The sequence below is a fragment of the Iodobacter sp. genome (assembly GCF_025352645.1).
GTDB lineage: Bacteria > Pseudomonadota > Gammaproteobacteria > Burkholderiales > Chitinibacteraceae > Iodobacter.
The window spans coordinates 1-24816 of sequence record NZ_JANXSO010000161.1; the positions used below are offsets into that span (position 1 = coordinate 1).

Here is a 24816-nt window from a genome sequence, read left to right on the forward strand (position 1 = left end):
TGGATGTACGGGCGGTGCTCACCCTGCTGGATGCGCGGCATTTGCAAGATAGCCGCTATACCAGCCATGAAACCTGGCGCGATCAGCTGCAATTGGCCGATGTGATTGTGCTGAGTAAGGCCGATCTGGCTGATGTCGATCAAATGGCCGCAGCGTGGAAAATGGCACAAGCTATGTTCCCGCCAAAGCTCGCCATTGTAGAGGCGGTGCAGGGCGTGTTTGATCCTGCTTTACTGGATTTAGAGCTGCACCCTGAGCGCTGGCCAGCCGCCAGCACGCCTAATACGCATAGCAATAATCTGCGTAAACGGGTTAAACCCGTGGCTGCCGTGGAAGAAGAGTTGGTTTGGCCGATTAAAAAATCCCATTCCGCCTTAGGCTCACATAGTTGTGGCTGGATTTTTGCCCCGGAAACACTGTTTTTTAGCGCCAAACTCGCTGATTTATTTGATGCGCTATCTAGCCCACAAAGCTTGGGTTTGACCGACCTATCCCGCGCCAAAGGCGTGTTTCATACCGAACGCGATTGGTATCGCTTTGATTGGGTAGACGGCATGCCGGGCGCCACCACTACGGCTTACCGCCGCGATTCGCGTTTTGAAGTGATAGTGAGCAGCGAAACCGTGCCCGATTGGGCGGCGATAGAGACGGCCATCTTGGCCGCTATGATGTGAATTTATAAACCCAAATCTTGAACCACAGAGGACACAGAGGACACGGAGAAATACCTTCTGTTCTTTTGGTTTTCTCCGTGATCCTCCGTGCCCTCCTAAACTCCGTGGTTTAAGATTTGTGTTTTTTAGTTTTTATTTCGGCGTAACTCAATCGCATGGGCGTATTTGATGTAGGAGGCGATGGCTTTGCCTAGCGAGATGGCTAATCCATCGTGCCCAGCCAGAAAGCCGAGCTTAATCACATAGTGTTTTAAAAATGAAAACAGGCAGTGAAAGCCAGGCGTGAATGGGCCTATTTTCTTGCTGGTTTTAGCAATGGTCTGTGCCTGCCACGTGCCGTAAAGACATGCCCGTTTAAAAATATCTGGATAATCTTTATAAGAATAATGAGTAATATGTGCGGGTATTTTTTTTAATGAATTGCTTTGAATTTTGGTGTGTGCAGCGACAGGTGAAAAATTGACCTGTGTTTTATTAAAAATACGCCGCACATAATCCGGATATTGCCCAGCAAAGCGGGTGGTTTGATTGCCAATATAATTGCGGCGGCGTGTTTCAATGGCACTGACATTTTGCTGGCTTAAATCAGTATTTTTTAAATAAGCCACCAAATCGTCTTCTAGGCGCTCATCGGCATCTAAATTAAGCACCCAATCGTGGCGGCAATGCGGTAGACCGACGCTGCGTTGCGGGCCATCACCCAGAAAGGGCTGCGAAATGACGGTAGCACCTGCTTGCCTTGCTAATTCCACCGTATTATCGCTACTACAAGAATCAACCACCACAATGTCATCGCAAACTTGTTTCATGGAAGCTAAACATTCCACAATATTGTGCGCTTCATTAAACGTAATAATTAGACCACTTATTTTTAACATTTTGTGCGAGCGTATAAGACGCAAGATAGCTGTATTGAGGCTGCTATAATCTCCCGATTGGCTTGTTGCCCGCAAGACTCTATTAACATAATTATTAGATAAATAATGCTTAATAGATCCCCCATTTTACGGACTCCCTATGAAAGTTAGCGGTTTTACCTTCCTACGCAATGGCACTCTACTTGGCTATCCCTATATTGAAAGTTTAAATAGCTTACTTAGCGTTTGTGATGAAGTGGTCGTAGCTGTGGGTAAAAGTGATGACGATACTTTAGAGCGTGTGCGCGGCATCAATGATCCCCGTCTCCGAGTGATTGAAACCACCTGGAATGAGGATATGCAAGACCGTGGTTATGTCTATGCCCAGCAAAAAATGATTGCGCAATTTAATTGCGGCGGCGATTGGGCTTTTTATTTGGAAGGTGATGAAGTGATTCATGAGGACGATGCACCACTGATTCGTGCCGCCATGGAAAAACATTTAGCCAATGCCCAGGTAGAAGCGCTGGTGTTTGATTATCACCATTTTTATGGCTGCCCAGATTTAGTGGCTAAAAGCCCTGCTTGGTATCGCCGTGCGCCTAGAATTATCCGCAATACCATCCGTAGTTGGGCGCCTGATGGCTTGTTCTGGGTGGTGATGCATCAGAATAAGCGTGGCCGTTACCCAAATGCGGCCTTAGTGGGCTGCCCGATTTATCACTATGGCCACGTGCGCTCTAGCGCCAAAATGAATGAAAAAATTCGCCAGGTTTCCCGTTATTGGAATCACACGCCCAAGGCGCATGATTACAGTCAGATTGATGCCAGTATTTTGCAGCCCTTTACAGGCAAGCACCCGGCGATTGTGCAGCCTTGGTTTCAAGATTATGCCGAATTAGTATTCACGGCTGATCCGCAATATCGTTTATCTAAACGCGAAAAGCGTCATCGCTGGCAAATGAAAGTAGAAAAACTACTGGGCCGCGATTTAACTAAAAAACATTATCGTCTGGTGGTGGCATGAATCTAAATATCGCTCGGCAACCTCTGCTCTGGTTTGCATTTTTGGCGGGGTTTGCTATTCCTGTTTCAACGGCCATGCAAAATATTAGCGCGGGGGTCTTGGTTTTATTCGCGATTTTTACGCCGGAAATCCGCCAACATATTGCTAATGCATTACGCCAGCCTTTGATTCAGGCCTGCCTTTTGATGTATTCGCTGTTTGTATTGGGCGTATTTTGGACCGATGCCTCGATTAACGATGCGCTTGGTATGTTGCTTAAAATGCGGGCTTATTTATTAGCGCCTTTGTTTTTTGCCGTGTGTACCTTGGCCCCTGTTCGCCAGTATTTATTAACCGGATTTGGTTTAGGAGCGGTGATTACTCTTGTGCTTTCAATTGGCAGTGGCCTGAGTGGCACGCCTATTATTCAAGGCGCAATCGGTGATTATTCTGTTTTTAGAACCCATACCTATCACAGCACCTTTGTGAGTTTTCTTGCCTGCGGTATTGCCGCTTATTGGATGGCAGGGCGCTTGCCTAAGCAATGGCGCTGGCCAGCGGCAATCACCATTGCCCTGTGTATTTTTGATGTATTTTTTATGGTGAAAGGGCGCACGGCACAAGTATTACTGCTTTTACTTTTAGGTTTATTAGTGGTGCTATGGCAGGGTAGGCGTGGTTTCTTTATTGCGCTGATTGCTGCTGCCGTAATGGGCCCCTTGCTTTATTTAGGCTCCAGTTCATTGCGTACAGGAATGAGCACCGTGCAAAGCGATGTGCAAAGCTACGATAAAGGCGATATTGATACTTCGGTAGGCTTGCGATTATTTTTTCATAAAGTAGCTAAAGACTTAATTAAAGAAGCGCCGGTTTTAGGACACGGCACCGGCAGCTATAAGCAGAATTATTTAAAAAATGCTGGCGATTCGGAAGTGCGCCGCTCTTTTGCTAATCCGCATAATGATTATTTATGGCTGGGTGTAGAGCTGGGTATTGTGGGGATGTTGTCCTTGGTTTTAGTTTTACTCGCTACAGCAAAACAAGCATGGAATACCATTTCGGCTGAGCGCTGGTTGGGCTTGGTGCTGATGTGCTCTTATGGCATATCGACTTTAGCCAATTCCTTTTTTACCGATAATATTACGGGCTTGGCTTATGTTTTATTGGCTTGCGCCTTGTTGGCGGGCACCAGTTTTCAGCGTAAGGTTTCTTTATGATTAGCATTATTACAGCCATCCATAATCAATTAGCCGTGAATCAATTATTCTGGGAAAACCTGCAGCGCTATACCCAGCACCCTTTTGAGCTGATTATTATTGATAATGGCTCAAATGACGGCAGTGCTGAATTCTTTGATTCGGTGGGCGCAACCGTGATTCGTAATCACGCTAATTACGCCTATCCGCATAGCCAGAATCAAGGGATTGCCATTGCAAAATATGACTGGCTTGCTTTTCTAAATAATGACATTATCGTATCCCCCCAATGGGACGCAAAGCTAATCGCATCCATGGAGGCGAATGGTTTAGAAGTCGCCACGGTATGTGGAATTGAGCAAATTGAAAATGCGCAGGCCACTAAAAAATTAAAGCATCGCTGGCAAAAAATTAAAAATCTATTGGGTTTATTTGGCTTTAACCGCATAACGCTCAGTTGGATGCATAAATTAATGTATCGTAACTGGGAGGCTTTTTGTCTGGATAGACAAAATCGGTTTAAGCATCAGGTGAAAGAAGGCTTTGTTGGCAATACAGTAATGATAGCCCGTAGTGCATTGGCTAAAATTGGTTTGTGGGATGAGCGCATTCAGGCCGCAGATTTTGATTTATATTTGCGCACTAAAAAGCGTGAGCAAGAAGAGGGCGATATGCGCGCCATGCATGTTTGCTTGGATGTTTTTATCCACCACTATATTCGCCTCACCATGAAAGCAGGCTATCCGCCATTTGCTGACCGTGATCAGCTGATTGGTCTGGAAGATAAATGGACCGAAGCTGAGCGGGCGCAATTACAGCAATTAAATAAATAAGGGCTTAAAATCCAAATCTTAAACCACGGAGCACACAGAGAGCACGGAGTTTCACGGAGAAAACCTTTAGAGAAATTTATATTTTTTCACTCTCGTTTTTGCCTTTCTCCGTGTGCTCCATGTTGAAGGTTTATGGTTTGTGGACTGTAGTTTGGGCTTTTTAGACTTGGGAAAAACAATGCAGCTACCTCGCAGCGTTGGTTTAGTCACCGCTCAAAAAGCGGTTTTTGACGAGCCAATTACATTAGCTTCCGGCGCTATCCTGCCGTATTACGAGTTGGTTTATGAAACCTATGGCACGCTGAATGCCGATGCATCGAATGCCATTCTGGTTTGCCACGCCCTTTCTGGAAATCATCATGTAGCTGGCCGTTATACGGTTGATGATAAAAATCCAGGTTGGTGGGATACCATGATTGGCCCGGGTAAGCCCATCGATACTGATAAATTTTTTGTGATTGGTTTAAATAATCTGGGTGGCTGTCATGGCTCAACCGGGCCTTCCTCGATTAACCCCGCTACGGGTCAGCCCTATGGTTCAACTTTCCCGCTGGTGCTGGTGCGTGATTGGGTAGAAACGCAAAAAAGACTGGCTGATCGGCTTGGTATCCAGCAATTTGCTGCGGTGATTGGCGGCAGCTTGGGTGGCATGCAAGCACTGCGCTGGTCCATTACCCATCCAGAACGAATTCGCCATTGCTTGGTGATTGCCTCTGCGCCTAAATTAACCGCGCAAAATATTGCCTTTAATGATGTGGCCCGCCAAGCCATTCTGACCGATCCTGATTTTCATGGTGGCGATTATTATCAGCACAATACATTGCCACGCCGTGGCCTGCGATTGGCCCGAATGTTGGGGCATATCACCTATTTAAGCGACGATGGCATGGGCGAGAAATTTGGCCGCCTGCTGCGTTCGGGTGAATATAAATACGGCTTTGAAGTGGAATTCGAAATCGAATCGTATTTGCGCTATCAAGGCGATAAATTTGCCGAAATATTTGATGCTAATACTTATTTATTGATGACCAAGGCGCTCGATTACTTTGATCCAGCGCGTCATTACAATAATGATTTAGTCGCGGCTTTAAGCGAAGCTAAAGCGCAATTCTTGGTCGTCTCATTTACCACCGATTGGCGTTTTTCCCCTGCTCGTTCTAAAGAAATTGTAAAAGCTTTACTCGCGGCTAAGCGCCAGGTTTCTTATGCAGAAATTGAATCAGAACATGGGCATGATGCCTTCTTAATGGAAGACGCTCCTTATCATTCTATTATGCGGAACTATATGCAGCGGATTGCTAAGGAGATTGCCCAATGAGCGAGCTAAAAACTTTACGCCCTGATTTGCAATATATTGCCGATTGGATTCCCCCACAATCTAGGGTATTGGATTTAGGCTGTGGCGATGGCGAATTGCTGGCCTGGCTGGCGGCTAAAAAAGAAGTCAGCGGCTATGGCGTTGAAATTGATGTCAATGGCGTGGTGGGCTGCGTGGCCAATGGTGTAAATGTAATTCAAAGCGATATGGAAAGTGGCTTATCGACTTTTGAAGACCATTCCTTTGATTATGTGGTGCTTTCGCTCACGATTCAGGCTATGCACAATATTGAAGGTATTTTGCAAGAAATGGTGCGGGTGGGTAAAACCGGTATCGTCACCTTTCCTAATTTTGGTTTCTGGGAAAACCGCTGGCAAATTCTAATGGGCCGTATGCCGGTATCAGAAACGATTCCATTCGAGTGGTATAACACGCCTAATATTCACTTTTGCACCGTGAATGATTTTGCAAAGTTATTGAATAAATTAGGCTTAAAAATCGATCACCAATTGGTATTGAATCAGGGCGAAAAAGTAGAGTTTCTACCTAATCTACTCGGTAGCTTGGCTTTGGTTAGGTTTAATAAAATTTAATCGTGATTTAAGCAAACCCAGATCTTGAAACACGGAGGACACAGAGAGCACGGAGTTTCACGGAGAAAACCATTTTGAACTAAGCCGTTCATTGGGCTTTGAGTAGTTTCAATTTCAGCTAAATGGATTTATATCGCAACTCTCAGCACAGGGCTTAAAAAGCCTCTTGAAGCACGCCGAAGTGAGGAATAAGCGGCTTGGGGTTTCGGAAAAGGGGTAGCGGGCTTGCTCCCGAGCAGCCTTTTTCGCTGAGCCGATTATCCGCAGCGAGGGGCCTTCGTGCTTTTGAGTTTGCGGTTTTGCTTCCTTTCTTGGCCGTTCAAGAAAGGGAGTCCCCGCGGGGATCCCGCACCAAAATCATCGTGCCGAAGGCACTAAAAAGACAAGAACTGTGTAACACCAGTTACTACATACAAAGGCGCTCAATGACTATTCGTTTTGGGATTATCGGCACTGGCCATATCGCTCATCGCTTTGCTCAGGGTTTGGCTTTTATTTCGGGCGAGGCCCAGCTTGCTGCGGTGTGGAACCGCAATCAGGCTAAGGCGGCGGCTTTTGCGGATCAGTATGGTGGGGTGGTGCATCAAAGCGTGGATGATTTGCTCGCTAGCGATATCGACGCGGTGTATATCGCCACGCCACATACCAGCCATGCGGCATACAGCATCGCTGCTATGCAGGCAGGTAAAGCAGTGCTGTGTGAAAAGCCTGCGGCGACTAGCCTTGCCGAGCTGGAACGCGTGCTGGCTGTGGCGACACAAACCGGCCAGTTGTTTATGGAGGCGATGAAACCTGGGTTTTATCCTCTGTATCAGCAGCTGCGTGAACATTTATTGGATGATCCGATCGGGCCGGTGGCTTTTGTACGCTGCGGCTTTGCTAACCCGAATGTAAGCGCGGATCATGCGGTGCTTAAGCCCTCTATGGCGGGTGGTGGCCTGCTGGATATTGGTATTTATGGTGCTTTCTTAGCGGTAGACTGGCTGGGTGATGTAGAGGAAGTACAGACTCTGGGCCGGTTAAAAGGCGGTGTGGATACCTTTGCCAGTTTAAATAGCCAGCACCGCGCAGGGATTAGCCAGCTGTATTGTGGGCTTGATTTAGCTGGATCTGGCGAGGCGCTGCTGGCAGGCCCAGATGGGTATGTGGTTTTGGATGAAAAATGGTGGAACCCGACGGGCGCGACCATTTTTTATAAAGATGGCCGTAAAGTCAGGCTGGAAAAACCAGCTTTAGGGTCGGGCCTGCAATACGAAGCCGCCCATTTTTACCATTTATTGAGCACCGGCCAAAGCGAAAGCCCGCTAATGCCCTATGCCCATTCCAGAGCCATGATAGCTATGATGGACGCAGCCAGAGCCGAGCTAGGCCTAGTCTATCCGTTTGAAGTAACAGGCCGCTAATCTCTATTAATAAACCCAAATCTTGAAACACGGAGGGCACAGAGAACACGGAGTCTCACGAAGAAAACCAATCAATTTCATTTCAAATGATGAAGCTAAATAATCGTCATTCACGTTTGCTTTTCTCCGTGGCTCTCTGTGTTCTCCTTAACTCCGTGTTTCAAGATTTGGGTTTTTTTAGCTTCAATATTTTCTATTTTAGGATCGCATTATGTTAAAAATTTCCAGCCAGTTTGATTCTGGCGCGATTGAAGTGGTCAGCCTTGCTGATGCACAAAACATTCATCTGAATATCCGTAGTGATAATGCTTCGCCATTTAGCCAGTGGTTTCACTTTCGGCTGCTTGGCGCTAAAGACCAAGACTGTGTGATTCATTTTGATAATGCAGCCAGCAGTGCTTATCCCGATGGCTGGCCTGATTATAATGCCGTGGCCAGTTACGACACCGAGAACTGGTTCCGCGTGGCCAGTGATTACGATGGCAAAACTTTGCGCATCCACCATCGCCCAGAGCGTGAATCGGTGTTCTACGCTTACTTTGAGCCTTACTCTTGGGAGCGCCATATGCGCTTGATTGGCGAGGCGGTAGAAGCTTCTCCCCTGTGTGAGTTGGTGCATTTAGGTAGCACGCTGGATGGCCGTGATATGGATTTGCTGCGCGTTGGTGTGGAAATGCCAGGTAAGAAAAAGATCTGGATTACGGCGCGCCAGCACCCTGGTGAATCAATGGCGGAGTGGTTTGTTGAAGGCCTACTGGAAACACTGCTCGACCCAGAAAATAGCGTAGCCCGTGTGCTGTTGGAAAAAGCCGTGTTCTATATTGTGCCAAACATGAACCCAGATGGCAGCGTGCGCGGTAATTTGCGTACCAATGCGGCGGGGGCCAATTTGAACCGTGAATGGTCAACGCCAAGCATGGAGCGCAGCCCAGAAGTCTTCTTGGTGCGCCAGATGATGCTGGAAACCGGTATCGATGCCTTTTTGGATGTGCACGGTGATGAGGCGATTCCGCATAATTTTGTGGCGGGCTGTGACGACAACGCATCGTTTTCTAAGCACCAAGACGCGCTGCAAACGGCATTTAAAGCCTCATGGCTGGCGACTTGCCCAGATTTTCAGACTGAATTTGGCTATGAAAAAGGCAAGTTTGGCCCAGAAACACTCACCATTGGCACCAACTGGGTAGGCGATGCTTTTGATTGCTTGGCTTACACCATTGAAATGCCATTTAAAGACACCGCAAAACGCCCATTGCCCGAAGTGGGTTGGAACGGCGAGCGTAGCCGTCAATTTGGCGCTAGCGTATTGCTGCCTTTGCTAGCGGTTGTGGATAAGTTAAGGTAATTAAGATCAAGTGGGCACAAGATTGTGCCCACTTCTTAAAGTGAAATATTAAGCTGCTGCTAGCGCTTCTTTCATGGCCGCAATGACCCTATCAATCTCTGCCCTGCCAACTTGCCAGTGGCAAACAAAGCGCCATTGGCCTGCTTCTGTGCCATTAGATTTAATGCCACATTCGCTTAGATGCGCCAGTATTTTGGCTTCATCTACCGGCTGAGTGATCTCAAAAAACACCATATTGATTTGCAGCTGATCGGTGCAGACCCGCACATTAGGTAGCTCGGCTAGTTTTTTGCCTAGATATTGGGCGTTAGTGTGGTCTTCACCTAAGCGCTGGGTCATTTCTGTGAGTGCTAATAGTGCAGGAGCGGCCAGCACACCTGCTTGTCGCCAGCCGCCACCCAGTAATTTACGTTTTTTGCGGGCGATTTCAATAAAGGTTTTGTCCCCAGCTAGGATTGATCCTACTGGCGCTGCCAAGCCCTTGGATAAGCAGCACATCACGCTATCCGCATATTGGGTGATTTGCTTTACATCCACGCCCAAACTGGTGGCGGCATTAAAGACTCGAGCGCCGTCTAAGTGGACTTTTAGCCCCGATGTTTGTGCTGTTTCCCAGATTTCTTGCATGGCAGCCAGTGGAATAACACGACCGCTAGAGTGGGCGTTTTCCATGCAAATGAGCCGAGTGCGTGGCAGATGGATATCGCCTTCGGGGCGAATACGGCGGCGAACTTGGCTTGCGTCCAGCACACCATTTACTGTGGGAATAGGGCGCAGATTTACCCCTGCAATCACCGCTGCACCGCCCACTTCATGCCAAACAATATGGCTGTCTTCGCCTAGAATGACTTCATCACCGCGCTCGCAATGGGTAAACAGTGCGAGCTGATTACCAAAGGTGCCGGTGGGCAAAAATAGCGCCGCCTCAAAGCCCAGTATGCCTGCGGCAAGGCGCTCAAGCTCGTTCACTGTTTCGTCATCGCCATAAACATCATCGCCCACCACTGCATTCATCATGGCGGTACGCATTGCATTTGTAGGCTGGGTGACGGTATCACTACGCAGATCGATCCATTGCATGTTAAAGCTCCTTATAAAGCAGCATTGCGCCGCAGGCGCTGCTTGTCTGCCTCTCCCATTTGGGGAGAGGGCTAGGGGAGAGGGAAATCTGGCGCAAGCCATTTGATTATTCAAGGCGTAAAAAACGCCCCGATTAATTAGCTCGGGGCGTTCTGGTATTTAGCAAGCTTATTTCTTTTTTGCTGCCGCTGGCTTATCTAGCGCAAGCAGTTGATCGATCACTTGAGTAATGGTGCCGTCTTCCTTGCCTACCATCGCTGGGCTGGTGACGTATTTGCCATTTACTACAAACATGGGTACGCCATCTACTTGGTAATCACGCGTCATTTGCGCAAGCTTATTTAGCTGAGCACTGCTGCTAAATGAGTTGTATTGAGCTTTAAACTTTGCAACATCAATGCTTTGTTTTTTGATCCAGTCAAATAACACATCTTCTTTACGTAGCTCAATACGATCTTTTTGCACCGCAGTCATTACCGCAAGCTGCTGCTTAGCTTCCAAGCCCATGGCTTGTAGGGCGATAAAGATCTTGGTGTGGCCTTCCATATCGCTACGGCCTGGCCAAGCGACGTGGATACGGCGGAAATTAACATTAGCGGGTAATTTGCCTGCCCAGTCTTCTACATAGGGGGCAACGGTAAAGCAGTGTGGGCAGCCGTACCAGAAAAACTCAATAACTTCGCTTTTGCCAGCCACTGCAACTGCCTGTGGCTTTGCCATTTTTTTGTACTCCACACCTTCGCGGATTTCTGCATGCGCAAGGCTGGCTGCCAAAAGAGTGGTAGAGATAAGTAAGCGTTTGAGCCAAGTATTCAACATAAACTGATCCTGAAAGTTATTTCAACACCATTTAAAAACGATCACTTCCATGGCTACGCAGCGTGAGCCCTGTGTATTGCCTGCCTTGTCGTTCTCGTTGCTAACTGTTTTTGAAATTATTTAACCACGGCGCTATCTACGCCATTGGATTTGAGTTGTGAGCGGGCGCTTTCTAATTCATTGCTAGAGTTAAATGGCCCAAGACGAACACGGTGCCAAATTCCTTTGCCTGGAATATCGCTGGTTTGGATACGGGCTTCAACGCCAAGTAATGCCAGCTTGGCCTTAAGATTATCTGCATCTTGCTCATTTTGGAATGCGCCAATTTGTAAATAAGCCCCTTTGGGGACTTCTACTTTTACCGGTGGGCTGGCTTCTGGTTTTTTAGGTTCTACCGGCTTAGCCACTTCGGCAGGTTTTTTGTCTGCAAGTTCCGGCAGCATCTTATAAAAATCGAATCGTTCACCATTCTCGCTTTTAGCTGCGGAAGCGGTTGGCACTGGGGTTACAATCACCACATCATTTTTGCCACCAGGCGAAAGGACTTCTGGCTGCTGCGGTGCAACACCGAGCGGCGCAGAGGAGATCGCATCTGCAGGCGTTGTGCTGGCTTTTCCTGCAAAAGGATTGGCACTGCGGTTTAAAAATACGGCCACCGCTACGGCCACTGCAACACCGCCAAATAAGCCTATGAGTAAGCCCGTGAGCAAGGATCCACCACCGCCGCTTTTGCGGCCGTTAGGATTGTTGCTGCTGCGTGTTGTTTTTTTCATGTCTCTAGACATTGCTGTTAGGGCCTCCGGTGTGGCGCTGCACCGTGTTTATAATGATTGGGCAGATTGGCCTATGCGCTTGGCACGGGTTCCAATTCTTAAACGGGGTAAATTAACAAGATACATTGCTAATATTATTTGAAGATTTTAGTGTCTTTTTTATGATGAAAGAGCGGCTTTTTTATCTATTCAGCATTTTTTATACCACTACTTCTATATGCTGCGGATTATACGGCCCTTTAGCCTTTTGGAGCAGTCGTAGTGCTTAGTTTTTTATAAGTTAATTTCCATTGTTACAGGGTAATTCCTTAAGGCATAAGTAATAATCTACTTTGCTTCTGTTGCTTACTCAGTATAGGTTCCTTATTGGGCTCGCTACATACCATCCTTGATAAATAATTTGAGTCGTTCCTTTATTCAACGGAAATTTTACGTATTGTTGATGCGGGCAGATATAATTTGCTCTAAATCTAGATTCAATCAGGAAACAAACATGCAAGATCAGGGCAAAAAGATGTGGTCTGGCCGTTTTAACGAGCCGGTTACCGAACTCGTTAAGCGTTATACCGCCTCAGTAGATTTTGATAAACGCATGGCTGAAGTGGATATTCAAGGCTCTTTAGCGCACGCCACCATGCTGAATAAAGTGGGTGTGCTATCGATCGAAGACCTGAAATCCATTCAGGGCGGCATGGCCGATATCCTGAATGAGATCCGTGAAGGCACGTTTGAATGGAGTTTAGATTTAGAAGACGTGCATATGAATATCGAGCGCCGTCTGACGCAAATGATAGGCGATGCGGGTAAACGCCTGCACACTGGCCGTAGCCGTAATGATCAGGTTGCCACCGATATTCGCCTGTATCTGCGCGGCGCTATCGATTTGCTAGTGGGTTTGATTCACGAGTTACAAGCATCGCTGATCGATCTGGCCGAAAAAAACGCCTCTACCGTGATGCCAGGCTTTACCCATTTGCAAGTGGCGCAGCCCGTTACATTTGGCCACCATATGATGGCTTATGTAGAAATGCTGGGCCGCGACTCCGAGCGTTTTATTGATGCGCGTAAGCGTGTGAATCGCCTGCCGCTTGGCTCGGCGGCATTGGCGGGTACTACTTATCCGATTGATCGTGAATACACCGCTAAATTGCTGGGCTTTGATGAAGTCTGCCAAAACTCGCTGGATGCCGTATCAGACCGTGATTTTGCGATCGAATTTACTGCTGCTGCAGCACTGGTGATGACGCATTTGTCGCGTTTATCTGAGGAGCTGATTCTGTGGATGAGCCCACGCTATGGCTTTATTGATATTGCCGATCGCTTTTGCACTGGCAGCTCCATCATGCCGCAAAAGAAAAACCCCGATGTGCCAGAGTTGGTGCGCGGCAAAACGGGCCGAGTCAATGGCAGTTTGATTTCTCTACTCACTTTAATGAAAGGCCAGCCACTGGCTTACAATAAAGACAATCAGGAAGATAAAGAACCGCTGTTTGATACGGTAGATACCCTAACTGATACCCTCAGAATTTATGCGGACATGATGCGCGGTATTACCGTAAAACCAGAAGCGATGGTGCGTGCGGTGAAGCAGGGCTTCTCTACCGCAACCGATCTGGCGGATTATCTGGTTAAGCGTGGTATTCCTTTCCGTGATGCGCATGAGGCCGTGGCTTTGGCCGTGCGATATGCCGAGCAAAAGCATAAAGACCTTGGCGATTTGCAATTGGTCGAGCTGCAAAGCTTTTCACCGCTGATTGGTGAAGATATCTTTGAAGTGCTGACGCTAGAAGGCTCTTTAAATGCACGTAACCACGTGGGCGGCACTGCGCCATTCCAAGTACTAGTGCAAATTGCTAAATGGCGTGAAAAACTAGGCTGCTAGTCATTTGGCCGCCCCTTATAAAAACTTCAAACCTGTAGGCACAGAGATCAGTGAGAACACAGAGCACACAGAGAAAATATTAAAATACTCATGTTTTTCTCCGTGTGCTCTTCCTTGCTCTGTGTCTACAGATCTTTTGGCTTTTTTTGAGGGAAAAACTTTTCGCGGAATGAGTACAAATAGGCTGCTTCGGCAGCCTTTTTTCTTAGGGGGTTCATTGATGGAACTGCAATGGCGTTGGTTTGGTTTGGCAGATTTTGATCCGCTGACTCTTTATGCTTATTTAAAATTGCGTCAAGACGTGTTTATTGTTGAGCAAAACTGCGTGTATCCCGATATGGATCAATACGATGCCGTTTCTCAACATTTACTCGGTTTGGATGAACAGGGCCGCGTTTTAGCCAGCTTGCGCCTAGTGCCACCAGGCCTTAAATATGCCGAGCCATCGATAGGCCGCGTGATTACCCATCCAGATGCAAGGCGTGGTGGCACTGGGTCTAAGTTGGTTGCTGAGGGCTTGCGTATGTCTAGCCAGCTTTACCCACAGCAAGGCCATCGAATTGGTGCGCAAGCGCATTTACAAGGTTTTTATGCCTTGTTTGGCTTTGTGACGATTGGGCAGGAATATTTGGAAGACGATATTCCACATATCGATATGCTGATTGCGGCGGCTTAAATTTTACGTACGGTGGGATAAGGCTTCCCTGTTGCACGGTGGTAAAGCGTAGCCATCAGCACCAGTAGAATGGCTCCGCTGGCAACGGGGGTGAGTAAAAACCACGCACTTAATGGCTTGGCTGCTAGAAAAAATAGCAGCGGATTGGCCCCTGCGGGTGGATGAGTGGTTTTGCTCAACACCATGGCAGCAATGGCAACCCCAACGGCCATTGCTGCAAATAAAGGCGTGTTGGGGGCAAATGTATAAAAAATAAACCCTAGGCTGGCGCTGATTAAATGCCCACCAATCACGTTTCGCGGCTGCGATAGTGGCGCGTCTGGCAGTGCAAAAAGCAGTACACAAGAAGCACCAAACGGCGCCATGATTAAAGCTGCCATGCCAAATTGGCTAAGGCTAGCGAGTAGTAGAATGGCTAAAAATCCACCTGATCCAGCAAGTAGCGCATGCTTTATAGTCTGTTTATCCATGTTTATCACTTTGAAGATACCAAACGATTGGTATGTTTTTTGTAGTTAAATATTAGCTTTGCCGCAAGGGTTTAAGCACAGAGCTTTAGTAGCGCTTGCTGCTGGCGCTGTAGTGGCTCGATATTGCCGTTAATGCGATACATTAAAATGCAGCCTTGTACGATGGCGAGCGCATCTTCGCTAAGTGCTTTAGCTTTATTGCTAGGGTAAAAATCGTTGAAAGCTTGGTAGTAGCAGCTTTGCCACTTACTGAAAAAATCTAGAATGCCCTGCTTAAATGGCCCTTCCCCCGCGCTGATTTCCAAGCTTAAATTGGCGAGTAAACAACCATTAGGGTGCTGCCAAAAAAACTCCTCAATTGCCAAATTAAACGCAGCAAGACTGGTGGCGGGCTGATGAGGGTTTATTTGGGCAAAGATATGCTCATCAAAATAGGCTTCTAGCTCCTGCAAGGTGGCTAAGCCCAGTGCTTCTTTGCTGGCAAAGTGATGGTAGAGACTGCCCTTGCTAATACCGCAGGCTTGGACAATTTCACCGATGCTGGTCGCTGCATAGCCTTTCATCCTAAAAAGGGCGGTGGCTTGCTCGATGAGTTGTTGCCTAGTGATTGGCTTTGCCATGGGATGCTCTGCTAAAAATACAAACCAATCGTACGGTATGTTTTTATTTTTGGCAAGTTATTGGCAGATAATAGGCATAAAGCCTTTATAAACGGATCAAGCTCGTTTAGATTTAAATCTTATGCTAATTAATCATTTTAATTAGCAATTAAATTGCTGATATTTATAAAAAAAGGGTTTATCGTTTCTTTATTTATTTGATTAAGGAATAAATACCCAAATATACTTATGCAAGGGGAATCACCTATCGCTGAACCTATCCCCCAGCGGTAAGCTGCAAACAGAAATCACCCAGTGGGTTAAGGATTAAATACTATGCAAGTCATTGTAATCGGAGCTGGCGTTGTCGGCGTAGCAACTGCGCACTACCTGCGCGCAGCAGGATGCGAAGTCACCGTACTAGAACAACTAGACGGGCCTGCAACCGAAACGAGCTTTGCCAATGCGGGCCAAGTATCCCCGGGCTACGCTGCACCTTGGGCTGCGCCGGGCATTCCGTGGAAAGCTGTTAAGTGGCTGACCCAGCCGCATTCCCCGCTCAAAATTCGCCCGGATGGTAGCTTGTTTCAGCTGTCGTGGATGGCAAGAATGTTGGCCAATTGCACGCATAGCGCTTACGAGCGTAATAAAGGCCGCATGGTGCCCTTGGCTGAATACAGTCGTGATTGTTTGCGTGATTTACGTGAAGAGCTGGATCTGCAGTACGAGCAGCGCAGTCTTGGCACTTTGCAGGTGTTTCGCACCGCTAAGCAGTTAGAAGCCGCACAACGCGATTCAGATATCTTAAGCGCGATTGGTGTGCCAAATCATTTGCTGGATGCACAGGGCTTGGTTGAAGTAGAGCCAGCCTTGGCGCGGGTGCCGGGCAAATTAGTGGGTGCTTTGCAATTGCCAAATGATGAGACTGGTGATTGCAAAATGTTTACCGATAAGCTGGCAGCACGTTGCGAAGCCGCAGGTGTGGTGTTCCGCTATGGCGTGACAGTTGAGCGCCTGATTGCGGCTAATCAGCAGATTAAGCAAGTACAGCTGAAGGGCGGTGAGGTATTGAATGCCGATCATGTGGTGCTGGCCGCAGGCTGCACATCACGCGCCTTGGCCTTGCCACTTGGCTTGGATTTGCCGGTTTATCCGGTAAAGGGCTATTCACTCACTATTCCTTTGAAAAATGCCGACGCTGCACCACGCTCTACCGTGCTGGATGAGAGCTATAAAATTGCGCTGACTCGTTTTGATTCGCGCCTGCGTGTAGGTGGCATGGCTGAAGTAGCGGGTTACGATAGGCATCTGGATATGGGCCGCGTTGCCACGCTGGCTATGGTCACCAATGATCTGTTCCCTGATGCCGGTGACACCAGTAAGGGCGAGCCTTGGACGGGTTTACGTCCAATGACACCGGATGGCACGCCGCTGGTTGGGGGTACAAGGTATCCAAATCTGTGGCTGAATACCGGCCACGGTACACTCGGCTGGACCATGGCCTGCGGCTCTGGCCGTGTGCTGGCGGATTTGATTACTAAGAAAACCCCTGAGATTGAAAGCAGTGGTTTGGCTTTAGCACGGTATTGATTATTTAAATGTAGGGTGGGCAAGTTTTTATGCCCACGCATAGATTAATAATGCGTGGGCACAAGGTCGTGCCCACCCTACAGTTTGTATTTTTTTCATGTTTTGTCAGCATTGCTCAATCTTCCTTTCTGAATCTTCGCTAAAATAAGCGCACTTATTTGTTTGGTGGCGCCTTATGCATAGCAATCGCTCGTTCCCTACTACCCGTTTACGCCGTATGCGACACGATGATTTTTCCCGCCGCATGATGCGCGAAAATCATCTCTCTGCCAGTAATCTGATTTTGCCGGTGTTTGTTTTAGATGGCGAAAATCGCACAGAGGCGATTGCATCTATGCCTGGTGTGAGCCGTCAGAGTCTGGATCAGCTGTTTTATACGGCTGAGCAGGCGGTTAAGCTAGGCATACCTGCTTTGGCATTGTTCCCCGTGATTGAGCAAGACTTAAAAACACTGGATGCGGCAGAGGCATGGAGCCCAAATGGCTTGGTACCACGCGTAGTGCGTGAGTTAAAAGCACGTTTTCCGGAGCTGGGTCTGATCACAGATGGTGCACTCGACCCGTATACCATTCACGGTCAGGATGGCATTATTGATGCCAATGGTTATGTCCTAAATGAAGAAACCGTGGCTGCGCTGGTTAAGCAAGCACTTTGCCATGCTGAGGTGGGTGTCGATATTATTGCGCCGTCAGACATGATGGATGGGCGGATTGGCGCGATTCGTAAGGCTTTGGATGCCCAAGATTTTATCCACACCCGCATCATGGCCTACTCGGCTAAGTACGCATCGGCCTTTTATGGCCCTTTCCGCGATGCCGTTGGCTCGGCAGCGAATCTGGGCAAGGCCGATAAAAAGACTTACCAAATGGACCCAGCTAATCTGAACGAAGCCTTGCATGAAGTGGCGCTGGATCTGGCCGAGGGCGCAGATATGGTGATGGTGAAGCCGGGTATGCCTTACTTGGATGTGGTACGCCGCGTAAAAGACGAATTCGCCGCACCGACTTTTGTTTATCAAGTGTCAGGCGAATACGCCATGCTCAAAGCCGCCGCACAAAACGGCTGGTTAAATGAAGAAGCTGTGGTGCTGGAAAGCTTAATGGCCTTTAAACGCGCGGGTGCAGATGGGATTCTGACTTACTTTGCATTGGATGCGGCGCGGTGGTTGGCGGGGAAGTGATTGCTTAGGGGGATGCCCAGTACGAGATAATTGGTTTGTTTTGTTCTTGGCAAACAAAGAAAACATACTATCCACAATCTTGGCGTAGGGCTTAAAAATCCCCTTGAAGCACGCCGAAGCGAGGAATAAGCGGCTCGGGGTTTCGGAAAAGGGGTAGCGGGCTTGCTCCCGAGCAGCTTTTTTCGCCGAGCCGGTTATCCGCAGTGAGGGGCCTTCGTGCTTTTGGGGTTGCGGCTTGGCTTCGTTTCTTGGCCGCGCAAGAAAGGAAGGTCCAGCGGGACGCCCGCACCTAAATCAATGTGCCGAAGGCACTAAAAAGCATTGTTTTTAGGCTCGGTTAACGCACATGCAGTGAAGCCCACTTGTATAGCATTCTTGTAAATCGGCTCCGTGCTTGCACGAAGCCGATTTTTTTACGTCTACTTGCTGGCGTACTGCACTATCGCCGATCGACAAACACCGTCGCCTAGCTAAGCTTCGAGCAAGCCTTACTTTTGATACCGTGTCGGATCAGCCAGCCCAGCATGGGCAAAACCAGCGCTGCGTAGGCGGCAGGCTTCGCATTCGCCGCAGGCGCGGCCGTCGTCGTCGGCTTTGTAGCAGGTGACGGTGAGTGCGTAATCCACGCCTAGCTCGGTGCCTTTTTGGGCGATTTCTGCCTTGGTGAGTTTCAGTAGCGGGGTGTGGATGGTGAGCTTTGAGCCTTCTACTCCCACCTTGGTGGCGAGCCTTGCCATAGCTTGAAAAGACGCAATATATTCTGGGCGGCAATCTGGGTAGCCTGAATAATCCACGGCATTGACGCCAATAAAAATATCATCGGCTTTTAGTACTTCTGACCAAGCCAGCGCGTAAGAGAGCAGCACGGTGTTGCGTGCGGGCACATAGGTTACGGGGATTTCGCCGGGCTTACCGCCGTCTACTGGCACATCAATATTGGCATCGGTGAGTGCTGAGCCACCAAAGCCGGCTAAATCAATTTTCAGAATGCGGTGCTCAACTGCGCCCAGTGCTTCTGCAACGCGAGCGGCGGCTTTAAGTTCGGCGTTATGCTTTTGCCCGTAATCAAAAGACAGGCAATAGGGTGCAAAGCCTTCAGCTTTGGCAATGGCAAGGCAGGTGGCGGAATCGAGGCCACCAGATAGTAAGATCACAGCTGGTTTTTTGGTCATGATATTTTCAATTTAAATAGATGTTGTTTATGGATTGATGGCGATAATTTTGGTGGTTTGCTTGCTGCATTCTTTGTTCAAGCAAATGCCAGAAAACCAGAGCTCACCATTGCCTATCATTGCACCATTGCTATTACGAAATAGGGTTTCTGTGGTTTGTGCCAGCACAGCAGCTTTAACTTTGGGGGTGATAATGCTTGAATATTGCGCAATAAATTGCGGTGCTTTCAGTGTTTTTTTATGTGGCAGATTAACTCGCAAGGGAAAGCGGGCCAGCTTAGCCACGCTGGCGGCATTACCATTGGCAACAGCCGTTTGCAGTGATTTTAAAAACTCACCCAGCTGAGCGGCTGTCATCCCATCTGGGCCTGTGGACTCTGCCTGAGCAAATGTAGCCATCAAGGCAAATACAGCTAGAAAATAGCGCATAGGATCACTTTAAAAGTTGTGGCTGAGCCAAGCGCTGCAAGGCTTTTTCTGCCAAATCATGATAAAGATTGGTGCCAAATAGGCGTGCCACGGTGGATGAAATCATCGCGGCGGCCAAGATAGAAATCACCATCGTGTGCCCGTCAGTCATCTCAATTAAAATAATGGCCGAGGTCAGCGGTGCTCGCGTTACTGCGGCCAGCATGGCAGCCATTCCAATGGCGATCAGTTTGATATGGATGCTGCTATCAAACCATGGCAAAAACCAGCTGCTCACCCCTGCACCCATAGACAGCGATGGGGCAAAAATGCCTCCAGGCAAACCGGTTAGAAACGTGGACAGCAGGCCTAAAAACTTCAGCGGCAAAAAGTACCAAGCCATCGTGCCATGCCCACTCACCACATCACTGGTGATTTCTGCTCCGCTGCCAAAAATGGGCGCTGCCAGCCCCATGCAGGCAATCAAAAAGCCGCAAGCTGCAATAAATAAATAGGGCCTAGTTGCTCGCCACATCCTTACTTTTACGGGCAACCAGCGATCTTGATGCACGCATAGCCAAGAAAAAAAGCCGCCAATCAAGCCAGCACTCACCGCCACGATTAACATTGGCCATAGAATGCTGTAATTAAATCCTGGCACATGGATACGGCCAAAATAGGTGTAGTCGCCCTGAATTGCTAAAGAAACCACCCCCGCCAGAATCACCGCACCCAGTAATTTACCCGAGGTTTTTTCCTCAACCGAGCGCGCCAGCTCTTCAAAGGCAAACACAATCCCAGCGAGTGGCGTATTAAACGCGGCGGCAATCCCAGCGGCTCCGCCTGCCAGAATCAGCTGGCGGCGAAAAACAGCATCGGATAGTGGGATAAAGCGCCGGCAGGCATACATTAAACTTGCGCCAATTTGTACCGTTGGGCCTTCGCGGCCTAGTACAAAGCCACATCCAAGGCCAGCAACCACGGCAATAAACTTGGCGCAGGCGATGCGGATGCTAAGTAATTGCTGGATGATGGTGGGCTGATCGGTTACTTGCAATGCCGCCATCGCCTGTGGAATACCGCTGCCTTCAGAGCCCTTGCCAATTCTTTGCATCAGCCAGCGTATGGCCATGCCACCAAAGGGTAAGGCAAAAAAAGGCCACCACGCCCAGCGCTGGCTAAGACTATGGAATATGCCCAGGGCACCATCAGCCGCCTTGGCCAGAACAACTGCTACAAGGCCCACTAAGGCAGCACCAAACCAGAGTGCCAGCGTGGCGCGGCTGCGCTCTGGTAAGTGTTTTATGCGTACTAGCCAGCGTTTCCAATACATGTGCTTGCCTGTTAAACGCCGGGACGTTCACCCCAGAGTATTTTGTGTAGTTGCACCTGTACCCGCACGGGCAAATGATCTTCCAGTACCCAAGCAGCAAGGTTGGCGGGTTGCAGTGTTTCCCATACCGGTGACATGAGCACTGGGGCCAGCGTTTCTAAACGACGCTCGCGGATTAAATCGCGCGCCCATTCGTAATCGCCACGATCGCATAAAACAAACTTGATTTCGTCTGCTTTATTCACGTGATCAAGGTTTTCCCAGTGCATCTTGGCTAATTCACCCGAGCCTGGGGTTTTGATATCCAGAATGCGGGAAACGCGCGGGTCCACATCTGCAATCGATAAAGCGCCACTGGTTTCTAGGCTGAGTGAATAGCCCGCATCGCAAAGCAAGCGCATTAGTTCATGCACGCCTTTTTGCGCCAGTGGCTCGCCACCCGTTATGCAGATATGGTGGGTGTTAAATGAGGCAATCTTATCAAGGATAGTTTGAAACGATTGGGTTTCACCGCCGGTAAAAGCATAGGCGCTGTCGCAATAGCCACAGCGCAACGGACAGCCAGTGAGGCGGACAAACACGGTAGGCAGGCCCATACGGGTGGTTTCACCCTGCAATGAGCAGAAGATTTCGGTAATGCGTAATGCGTCTTTCAAGATAATGCTCCTGGCCGGAGAACAGTCCGGTGGAAATAAAAACGGCGTCAACCCATTCGGTGACGCCGAGGAAATAATACTGCGTGTTTACATTTAGAAAAGCGTGCTGTGTTTTAGCGTACTCCAATTCAATGTGATTTTACTCAGTTTTAGCCTTGAGTGATGGAGTTTGTGACGTTTAGTCGGTGGCTAATAATGCCTTTTTGGCCGCTGCGGCTTTTTCTGCCTGTGGATACTTTTCGATAAGCTGTAATAAGTATTTGCGTGAGGACTTTTTATCCCCCTGAGCATTGGCTACAATCGCTAAGCCAAATAGCGCATCGGGAGCACGGGTTTCATCATTACTAGCCAGTACCTGTTGAAACGAATTTTGTGCGCCTTTAAACCCTTTTAAGGCGGTTTGGCTCGTGCCCATCCAATACCATGCTGTAGAGACTAGCGCGCTGCTGCTGTTATCTGTAATAAATTTTTGAAACCCTAAAATGGCTTCTTTGTGCTTGCCCGTGCGGCTTAGCTGTACGATATCGTCTAATTGCTGTTGTTCTGAAACCACGGCGGCGGCTTTGCTTTCTACTTTTGCCAGCTCCATCGCACGCATCCGCGCATCCAGATCGGTATAGAGATCTTTCTGACGCTTGGCGGCTTCATCTAAGTTAAATTGCAGCACTTCATTCTGACCACGCAAAGTGGAGAGTTCTTGACGTAGTTTTTCTAGCTGGCCAAGTAATTCAATTGAACGGCCATTGCCCGCCTCTAATTGCATTAAGCGCTCGTCGTTTTTCTTTTGAGCTTGAGCTTGAGCATCACGCAGATCATTTAATTGCTGACGTGCTACGTTGTCATCAAAAAGACCAGCATGAGCCTGAATAGAGAAAGCAAGCAGAAGCAGAGTAGCAATTCGTTTCATAGATTGATGGTCTGATTTGAAGTGAGAAGGGGAAACACGGACGAGTCTAGCCCGTCCGTGGCAAAGCCTATGCGTTTTTTATATCAGCAGCAAGTGACTATTGAGCCGCTTCACCGTTGTAAACGATTTCAGCACGACGATTACGTTCGCGAATCGCATCGCTATCGCCTGCTTCAAGTGGGCGCTCTTCACCAAAGCTCACTGTTTCGATCTGGCTATCTGGTACACCCAGCACATTCAGCATTTTACGTACAGAATCTGCACGCTTTTGGCCCAAGGCTAAGTTGTATTCTGCAGTGCCGCGCTCATCGGTGTGGCCTTGCAAGATGATTTTTGCGTCTTTATGGGTGTTTAGGTATTTAGCATGAGCTTGAACCAGCTCATGGAAATCTGGGCGCACAATAAAGGAATCAAAATCAAAATATACACGGCGGCTAGACAGGATATTGTTTGGATCTGTTAGCTCGGTAAAAGACTTTGTCTGGCCTTGGGTTAGATCAACTGTGCTTGGGTTGGTTGATGGTTGTGTTGTCGTGTTTGAACTGGTTGAGCCGCTAGTATCTGCCGGAGTTTTAGGTACTGGGGTGCTGGCGCAAGCGGCGAGCAGGGCAGTCATGATTAAACTAAGCGCTACTTTTTTCATTGTATTCTTCCTTAGATCTTACATCGTAAAGAAATCAAATAAATCCAAACTTTGGTCATATGACATTCAGCTTGGCATAAGTTCCGTAAGTGGTATCTTTACCGTAAAACGGGTCCCCATGCGGGCTGTCTTACATCTCCTGCTTGCGCTCTAAGGCGCTGTTTGACTCTTCCATCACTTGAAACAGCTGCCAGTACTCCTCGGCCACCTGTTTTTGCTTCATATAAAATCATTTGCCCGTTTGGTGCAAAGCTCGGTGAATCGTCTGCGCCGGAGTCGGTAAGTGTTTGAACTTGGCGTGTACTCAAATCCATAATAGCGACTCGGTAGCCACCATCACGGGTGATAAAGGTTAAATTTTTACCATCTGGGCTGAGCTTGGCAGAGCTATTGTAACTACCCTGAAAGCTTACTCGTTCTGTATTACTACCATTGCTGTTCATGCGATAAATTTGTGGGCTGCCACCGCGATCAGAGGTGAAGTAAATAAAGCGGCCATCAGGTGAAAACGCAGGTTCGGTATTGATTTCACCGCCTCGGCTGAGTTGGCGTAAATCGCTACCATCGGTGTTAACGAGGTAAATTTGTGAACTGCCACTTTGGGTGAGCACTACCGCTAACTCACGGCCATTGGGCGACCACGCTGGAGCGTAGTTGCTGCCCTTAAAACCAGCGGCTTTCCAGCGTCGTCCAGAAGCCAACTCGTGCACATATACCACGGGTTTTTGATCTTCAAAAGAAACATAGGCCAATTTGCCACCATCTGGTGACCATTTTGGCGACATGATGGGTTGTTTGGAAACTAAGATGGCTTGCGAGCCAAAGCCGTCAGCATCAGATACCTGTAGCTCAAAGCGTGCGCCTTGTTTAAGCACATAGGCGATCCGTGAATTAAACGCACCAGGCTGGCCAGTGATTTGCTGATAAATTAGGTCGGCAATTTGATGCGCCACTCGGCGCATTTGCCCAGCTGTGGCTTTGCGCTCCCAGCTAATCAGTGGTTTTTTGCTCGCCAAATCAATGAGCCAAAATTGCACCTTAAAGCCACCCGCATCAGGCGTGACTCGGCCGATGGCCATGGTTTGTGCACCTTTTGCCAGAGCCGTTGTGTAATTGACTTGCTCTGGTGCAAATGGCACGGGCGATAGATCGCCTGCACCAATCACTTTAAACAGCCCGCTACGCGTTAAGTCATCGTTAATAACCGGCGTGAGCGCTTGTTTTTGTTGGTTTTCATTTTGAAATGGGGCGATGGCGATAGGGTATTGCGATGCGCCTACGCCAACTACATCAATGGTCATATCCGCATGAGCCACACTGCTTAGTAGCAAGCTTGCGGTCAGTAGCTTAAAAAGTTTACGCCAAAGCATTATTGGTGTTCTCCATAAATGGCTATTGCATTC

At 48.4% G+C, this 24816-nt stretch carries 25 protein-coding genes; 12 read left to right on the forward strand and 13 right to left on the reverse strand.

Annotation, left to right across the window (positions count from 1 at the left end):
• A partial coding sequence (locus Q0R17_RS17625) for a GTP-binding protein (protein WP_293937388.1) occupies window positions 1-674 on the forward strand: 674 nt, incomplete at its 5' end.
• Window positions 675-799: 125 nt separating this feature from the next.
• Here the strand turns inward: Q0R17_RS17625 and Q0R17_RS17630 are convergent.
• Window positions 800-1552, reverse strand: a complete 753-nt coding sequence (locus tag Q0R17_RS17630; protein ID WP_293937391.1) for a glycosyltransferase family 2 protein — start codon at window positions 1550-1552, stop codon at window positions 800-802.
• A gap of 139 nt (window positions 1553-1691) precedes the next feature.
• Between Q0R17_RS17630 and Q0R17_RS17635 the strand changes: the two genes are divergently transcribed.
• The 7 genes from Q0R17_RS17635 to Q0R17_RS17665 all read left to right on the forward strand — a co-directional run bounded on the left by Q0R17_RS17635 (window position 1692) and on the right by Q0R17_RS17665 (window position 9225).
• Entirely contained in the window at window positions 1692-2558 is an 867-nt protein-coding gene (locus Q0R17_RS17635) for a hypothetical protein (RefSeq protein ID WP_293937393.1), read from the forward strand.
• Window positions 2555-3754 (forward strand): O-antigen ligase, encoded by a 1200-nt coding sequence (locus tag Q0R17_RS17640; protein WP_293937396.1) that lies wholly within the window; start codon window positions 2555-2557, stop codon window positions 3752-3754. Before Q0R17_RS17635 ends, Q0R17_RS17640 begins: the two co-directional genes overlap by 4 nt.
• Entirely contained in the window at window positions 3751-4566 is an 816-nt protein-coding gene (locus Q0R17_RS17645) for a glycosyltransferase family 2 protein (RefSeq protein WP_293937399.1), read from the forward strand. Before Q0R17_RS17640 ends, Q0R17_RS17645 begins: the two co-directional genes overlap by 4 nt.
• A gap of 178 nt (window positions 4567-4744) precedes the next feature.
• Window positions 4745-5884, forward strand: a complete 1140-nt coding sequence (locus Q0R17_RS17650) for a homoserine O-acetyltransferase (protein ID WP_293937401.1) — start codon at window positions 4745-4747, stop codon at window positions 5882-5884.
• Complete coding sequence (gene metW / locus Q0R17_RS17655; protein WP_293937404.1) at window positions 5881-6477, forward strand: methionine biosynthesis protein MetW; 597 nt, start codon at window positions 5881-5883, stop codon at window positions 6475-6477. The genes Q0R17_RS17650 and metW overlap by 4 nt, the downstream gene beginning before the upstream one ends.
• 425 nt (window positions 6478-6902) lie before the next feature.
• Window positions 6903-7880 carry a Gfo/Idh/MocA family protein gene (locus Q0R17_RS17660; RefSeq protein ID WP_293937407.1) on the forward strand — a complete coding sequence of 326 codons (978 nt, stop codon included), beginning with the start codon at window positions 6903-6905 and terminating at the stop codon, window positions 7878-7880.
• 211 nt (window positions 7881-8091) lie between these two features.
• Window positions 8092-9225, forward strand: a complete 1134-nt coding sequence (locus Q0R17_RS17665) for a M14-type cytosolic carboxypeptidase (protein WP_293937409.1) — start codon at window positions 8092-8094, stop codon at window positions 9223-9225.
• A gap of 48 nt (window positions 9226-9273) precedes the next feature.
• Here the strand turns inward: Q0R17_RS17665 and ltaE are convergent, their stop codons facing one another.
• The 3 genes from ltaE to Q0R17_RS17680 all read right to left on the reverse strand — a co-directional run bounded on the left by ltaE (window position 9274) and on the right by Q0R17_RS17680 (window position 11897).
• Entirely contained in the window at window positions 9274-10305 is a 1032-nt protein-coding gene (gene ltaE / locus Q0R17_RS17670) for a low-specificity L-threonine aldolase (RefSeq protein WP_293937411.1), read from the reverse strand.
• A 168-nt stretch (window positions 10306-10473) separates the two neighbouring features.
• Window positions 10474-11124: a thiol:disulfide interchange protein DsbA/DsbL gene (locus tag Q0R17_RS17675; protein ID WP_293937414.1), complete on the reverse strand. Its 651-nt coding sequence runs from the start codon at window positions 11122-11124 to the stop codon at window positions 10474-10476.
• Between the two features lie 116 nt (window positions 11125-11240).
• Window positions 11241-11897, reverse strand: a complete 657-nt coding sequence (locus Q0R17_RS17680) for an SPOR domain-containing protein (protein ID WP_293937416.1) — start codon at window positions 11895-11897, stop codon at window positions 11241-11243.
• Between the two features lie 493 nt (window positions 11898-12390).
• Here Q0R17_RS17680 and argH point away from each other — a divergent pair, with 493 nt between their 5' ends.
• A complete protein-coding gene (gene argH, locus Q0R17_RS17685; RefSeq protein ID WP_293937418.1) occupies window positions 12391-13779 on the forward strand; it encodes an argininosuccinate lyase in 1389 nt (462 codons plus the stop codon).
• A 220-nt stretch (window positions 13780-13999) separates the two neighbouring features.
• Entirely contained in the window at window positions 14000-14455 is a 456-nt protein-coding gene (locus Q0R17_RS17690) for a GNAT family N-acetyltransferase (protein WP_293937420.1), read from the forward strand.
• On the opposite strand, the gene Q0R17_RS17695 is transcribed toward Q0R17_RS17690, so the two are convergent.
• Together Q0R17_RS17695 and Q0R17_RS17700 are read right to left on the reverse strand one after the other, a co-directional pair.
• Complete coding sequence (locus tag Q0R17_RS17695; RefSeq protein ID WP_293937422.1) at window positions 14452-14925, reverse strand: HPP family protein; 474 nt, start codon at window positions 14923-14925, stop codon at window positions 14452-14454. The two genes, Q0R17_RS17690 and Q0R17_RS17695, sit on opposite strands and share 4 nt — an antisense overlap.
• A 71-nt stretch (window positions 14926-14996) precedes the next feature.
• On the reverse strand, window positions 14997-15545 hold the full coding sequence (locus tag Q0R17_RS17700) for a TetR/AcrR family transcriptional regulator (protein ID WP_293937423.1): 549 nt from the start codon (window positions 15543-15545) through the stop codon (window positions 14997-14999).
• 315 nt (window positions 15546-15860) lie between these two features.
• Here Q0R17_RS17700 and Q0R17_RS17705 point away from each other — a divergent pair, with 315 nt between their 5' ends.
• Entirely contained in the window at window positions 15861-17114 is a 1254-nt protein-coding gene (locus Q0R17_RS17705) for a D-amino acid dehydrogenase (RefSeq protein ID WP_293937425.1), read from the forward strand.
• Window positions 17115-17289: 175 nt separating this feature from the next.
• A complete protein-coding gene (gene hemB / locus Q0R17_RS17710; protein WP_293937427.1) occupies window positions 17290-18294 on the forward strand; it encodes a porphobilinogen synthase in 1005 nt (334 codons plus the stop codon).
• Between the two features lie 488 nt (window positions 18295-18782).
• Here the strand turns inward: hemB and queC are convergent, their stop codons facing one another.
• From queC to tolB, 7 genes are all read right to left on the reverse strand, one after another.
• Window positions 18783-19466: a 7-cyano-7-deazaguanine synthase QueC gene (gene queC, locus Q0R17_RS17715; RefSeq protein ID WP_293937430.1), complete on the reverse strand. Its 684-nt coding sequence runs from the start codon at window positions 19464-19466 to the stop codon at window positions 18783-18785.
• A 27-nt stretch (window positions 19467-19493) separates the two neighbouring features.
• Window positions 19494-19895 carry a hypothetical protein gene (locus Q0R17_RS17720; protein ID WP_293937432.1) on the reverse strand — a complete coding sequence of 134 codons (402 nt, stop codon included), beginning with the start codon at window positions 19893-19895 and terminating at the stop codon, window positions 19494-19496.
• Between the two features lie 4 nt (window positions 19896-19899).
• The gene (locus Q0R17_RS17725; RefSeq protein ID WP_293937435.1) at window positions 19900-21207 is read right to left on the reverse strand and encodes a chloride channel protein; all 1308 of its coding nucleotides are present in this window, start codon (window positions 21205-21207) and stop codon (window positions 19900-19902) included.
• 11 nt (window positions 21208-21218) lie between these two features.
• On the reverse strand, window positions 21219-21863 hold the full coding sequence (queE, locus tag Q0R17_RS17730) for a 7-carboxy-7-deazaguanine synthase QueE (RefSeq protein WP_293937438.1): 645 nt from the start codon (window positions 21861-21863) through the stop codon (window positions 21219-21221).
• A 178-nt stretch (window positions 21864-22041) separates the two neighbouring features.
• Window positions 22042-22770 carry a YbgF trimerization domain-containing protein gene (locus Q0R17_RS17735; RefSeq protein WP_293937440.1) on the reverse strand — a complete coding sequence of 243 codons (729 nt, stop codon included), beginning with the start codon at window positions 22768-22770 and terminating at the stop codon, window positions 22042-22044.
• A 97-nt stretch (window positions 22771-22867) separates the two neighbouring features.
• A complete protein-coding gene (gene pal, locus Q0R17_RS17740) occupies window positions 22868-23413 on the reverse strand; it encodes a peptidoglycan-associated lipoprotein Pal (protein WP_293937441.1) in 546 nt (181 codons plus the stop codon).
• Window positions 23414-23511: 98 nt separating this feature from the next.
• A complete protein-coding gene (gene tolB / locus Q0R17_RS17745; protein ID WP_293937443.1) occupies window positions 23512-24783 on the reverse strand; it encodes a Tol-Pal system beta propeller repeat protein TolB in 1272 nt (423 codons plus the stop codon).
• Window positions 24784-24816: the final 33 nt, after the last annotated feature.

What these genes read in the sequence shown, in the direction of transcription:
- Q0R17_RS17630 (WP_293937391.1), bottom strand. Translation starts at nt 1,552, where the DNA reads ATGTTAAAAATAAGTGGTCTAATTATTACGTTTAATGAAGCGCACAAT.
- Q0R17_RS17635 (WP_293937393.1), top strand. Translation starts at nt 1,692, where the DNA reads ATGAAAGTTAGCGGTTTTACCTTCCTACGCAATGGCACTCTACTTGGC.
- Q0R17_RS17640 (WP_293937396.1), top strand. Translation starts at nt 2,555, where the DNA reads ATGAATCTAAATATCGCTCGGCAACCTCTGCTCTGGTTTGCATTTTTG.
- Q0R17_RS17645 (WP_293937399.1), top strand. Translation starts at nt 3,751, where the DNA reads ATGATTAGCATTATTACAGCCATCCATAATCAATTAGCCGTGAATCAA.
- Q0R17_RS17650 (WP_293937401.1), top strand. Translation starts at nt 4,745, where the DNA reads ATGCAGCTACCTCGCAGCGTTGGTTTAGTCACCGCTCAAAAAGCGGTT.
- metW (WP_293937404.1), top strand. Translation starts at nt 5,881, where the DNA reads ATGAGCGAGCTAAAAACTTTACGCCCTGATTTGCAATATATTGCCGAT.
- Q0R17_RS17660 (WP_293937407.1), top strand. Translation starts at nt 6,903, where the DNA reads ATGACTATTCGTTTTGGGATTATCGGCACTGGCCATATCGCTCATCGC.
- Q0R17_RS17665 (WP_293937409.1), top strand. Translation starts at nt 8,092, where the DNA reads ATGTTAAAAATTTCCAGCCAGTTTGATTCTGGCGCGATTGAAGTGGTC.
- ltaE (WP_293937411.1), bottom strand. Translation starts at nt 10,305, where the DNA reads ATGCAATGGATCGATCTGCGTAGTGATACCGTCACCCAGCCTACAAAT.
- Q0R17_RS17675 (WP_293937414.1), bottom strand. Translation starts at nt 11,124, where the DNA reads ATGTTGAATACTTGGCTCAAACGCTTACTTATCTCTACCACTCTTTTG.
- Q0R17_RS17680 (WP_293937416.1), bottom strand. Translation starts at nt 11,897, where the DNA reads ATGAAAAAAACAACACGCAGCAGCAACAATCCTAACGGCCGCAAAAGC.
- argH (WP_293937418.1), top strand. Translation starts at nt 12,391, where the DNA reads ATGCAAGATCAGGGCAAAAAGATGTGGTCTGGCCGTTTTAACGAGCCG.
- Q0R17_RS17690 (WP_293937420.1), top strand. Translation starts at nt 14,000, where the DNA reads ATGGAACTGCAATGGCGTTGGTTTGGTTTGGCAGATTTTGATCCGCTG.
- Q0R17_RS17695 (WP_293937422.1), bottom strand. Translation starts at nt 14,925, where the DNA reads ATGGATAAACAGACTATAAAGCATGCGCTACTTGCTGGATCAGGTGGA.
- Q0R17_RS17700 (WP_293937423.1), bottom strand. Translation starts at nt 15,545, where the DNA reads ATGGCAAAGCCAATCACTAGGCAACAACTCATCGAGCAAGCCACCGCC.
- Q0R17_RS17705 (WP_293937425.1), top strand. Translation starts at nt 15,861, where the DNA reads ATGCAAGTCATTGTAATCGGAGCTGGCGTTGTCGGCGTAGCAACTGCG.
- hemB (WP_293937427.1), top strand. Translation starts at nt 17,290, where the DNA reads ATGCATAGCAATCGCTCGTTCCCTACTACCCGTTTACGCCGTATGCGA.
- queC (WP_293937430.1), bottom strand. Translation starts at nt 19,466, where the DNA reads ATGACCAAAAAACCAGCTGTGATCTTACTATCTGGTGGCCTCGATTCC.
- Q0R17_RS17720 (WP_293937432.1), bottom strand. Translation starts at nt 19,895, where the DNA reads ATGCGCTATTTTCTAGCTGTATTTGCCTTGATGGCTACATTTGCTCAG.
- Q0R17_RS17725 (WP_293937435.1), bottom strand. Translation starts at nt 21,207, where the DNA reads ATGTATTGGAAACGCTGGCTAGTACGCATAAAACACTTACCAGAGCGC.
- Q0R17_RS17735 (WP_293937440.1), bottom strand. Translation starts at nt 22,770, where the DNA reads ATGAAACGAATTGCTACTCTGCTTCTGCTTGCTTTCTCTATTCAGGCT.
- pal (WP_293937441.1), bottom strand. Translation starts at nt 23,413, where the DNA reads ATGAAAAAAGTAGCGCTTAGTTTAATCATGACTGCCCTGCTCGCCGCT.
- tolB (WP_293937443.1), bottom strand. Translation starts at nt 24,783, where the DNA reads ATGCTTTGGCGTAAACTTTTTAAGCTACTGACCGCAAGCTTGCTACTA.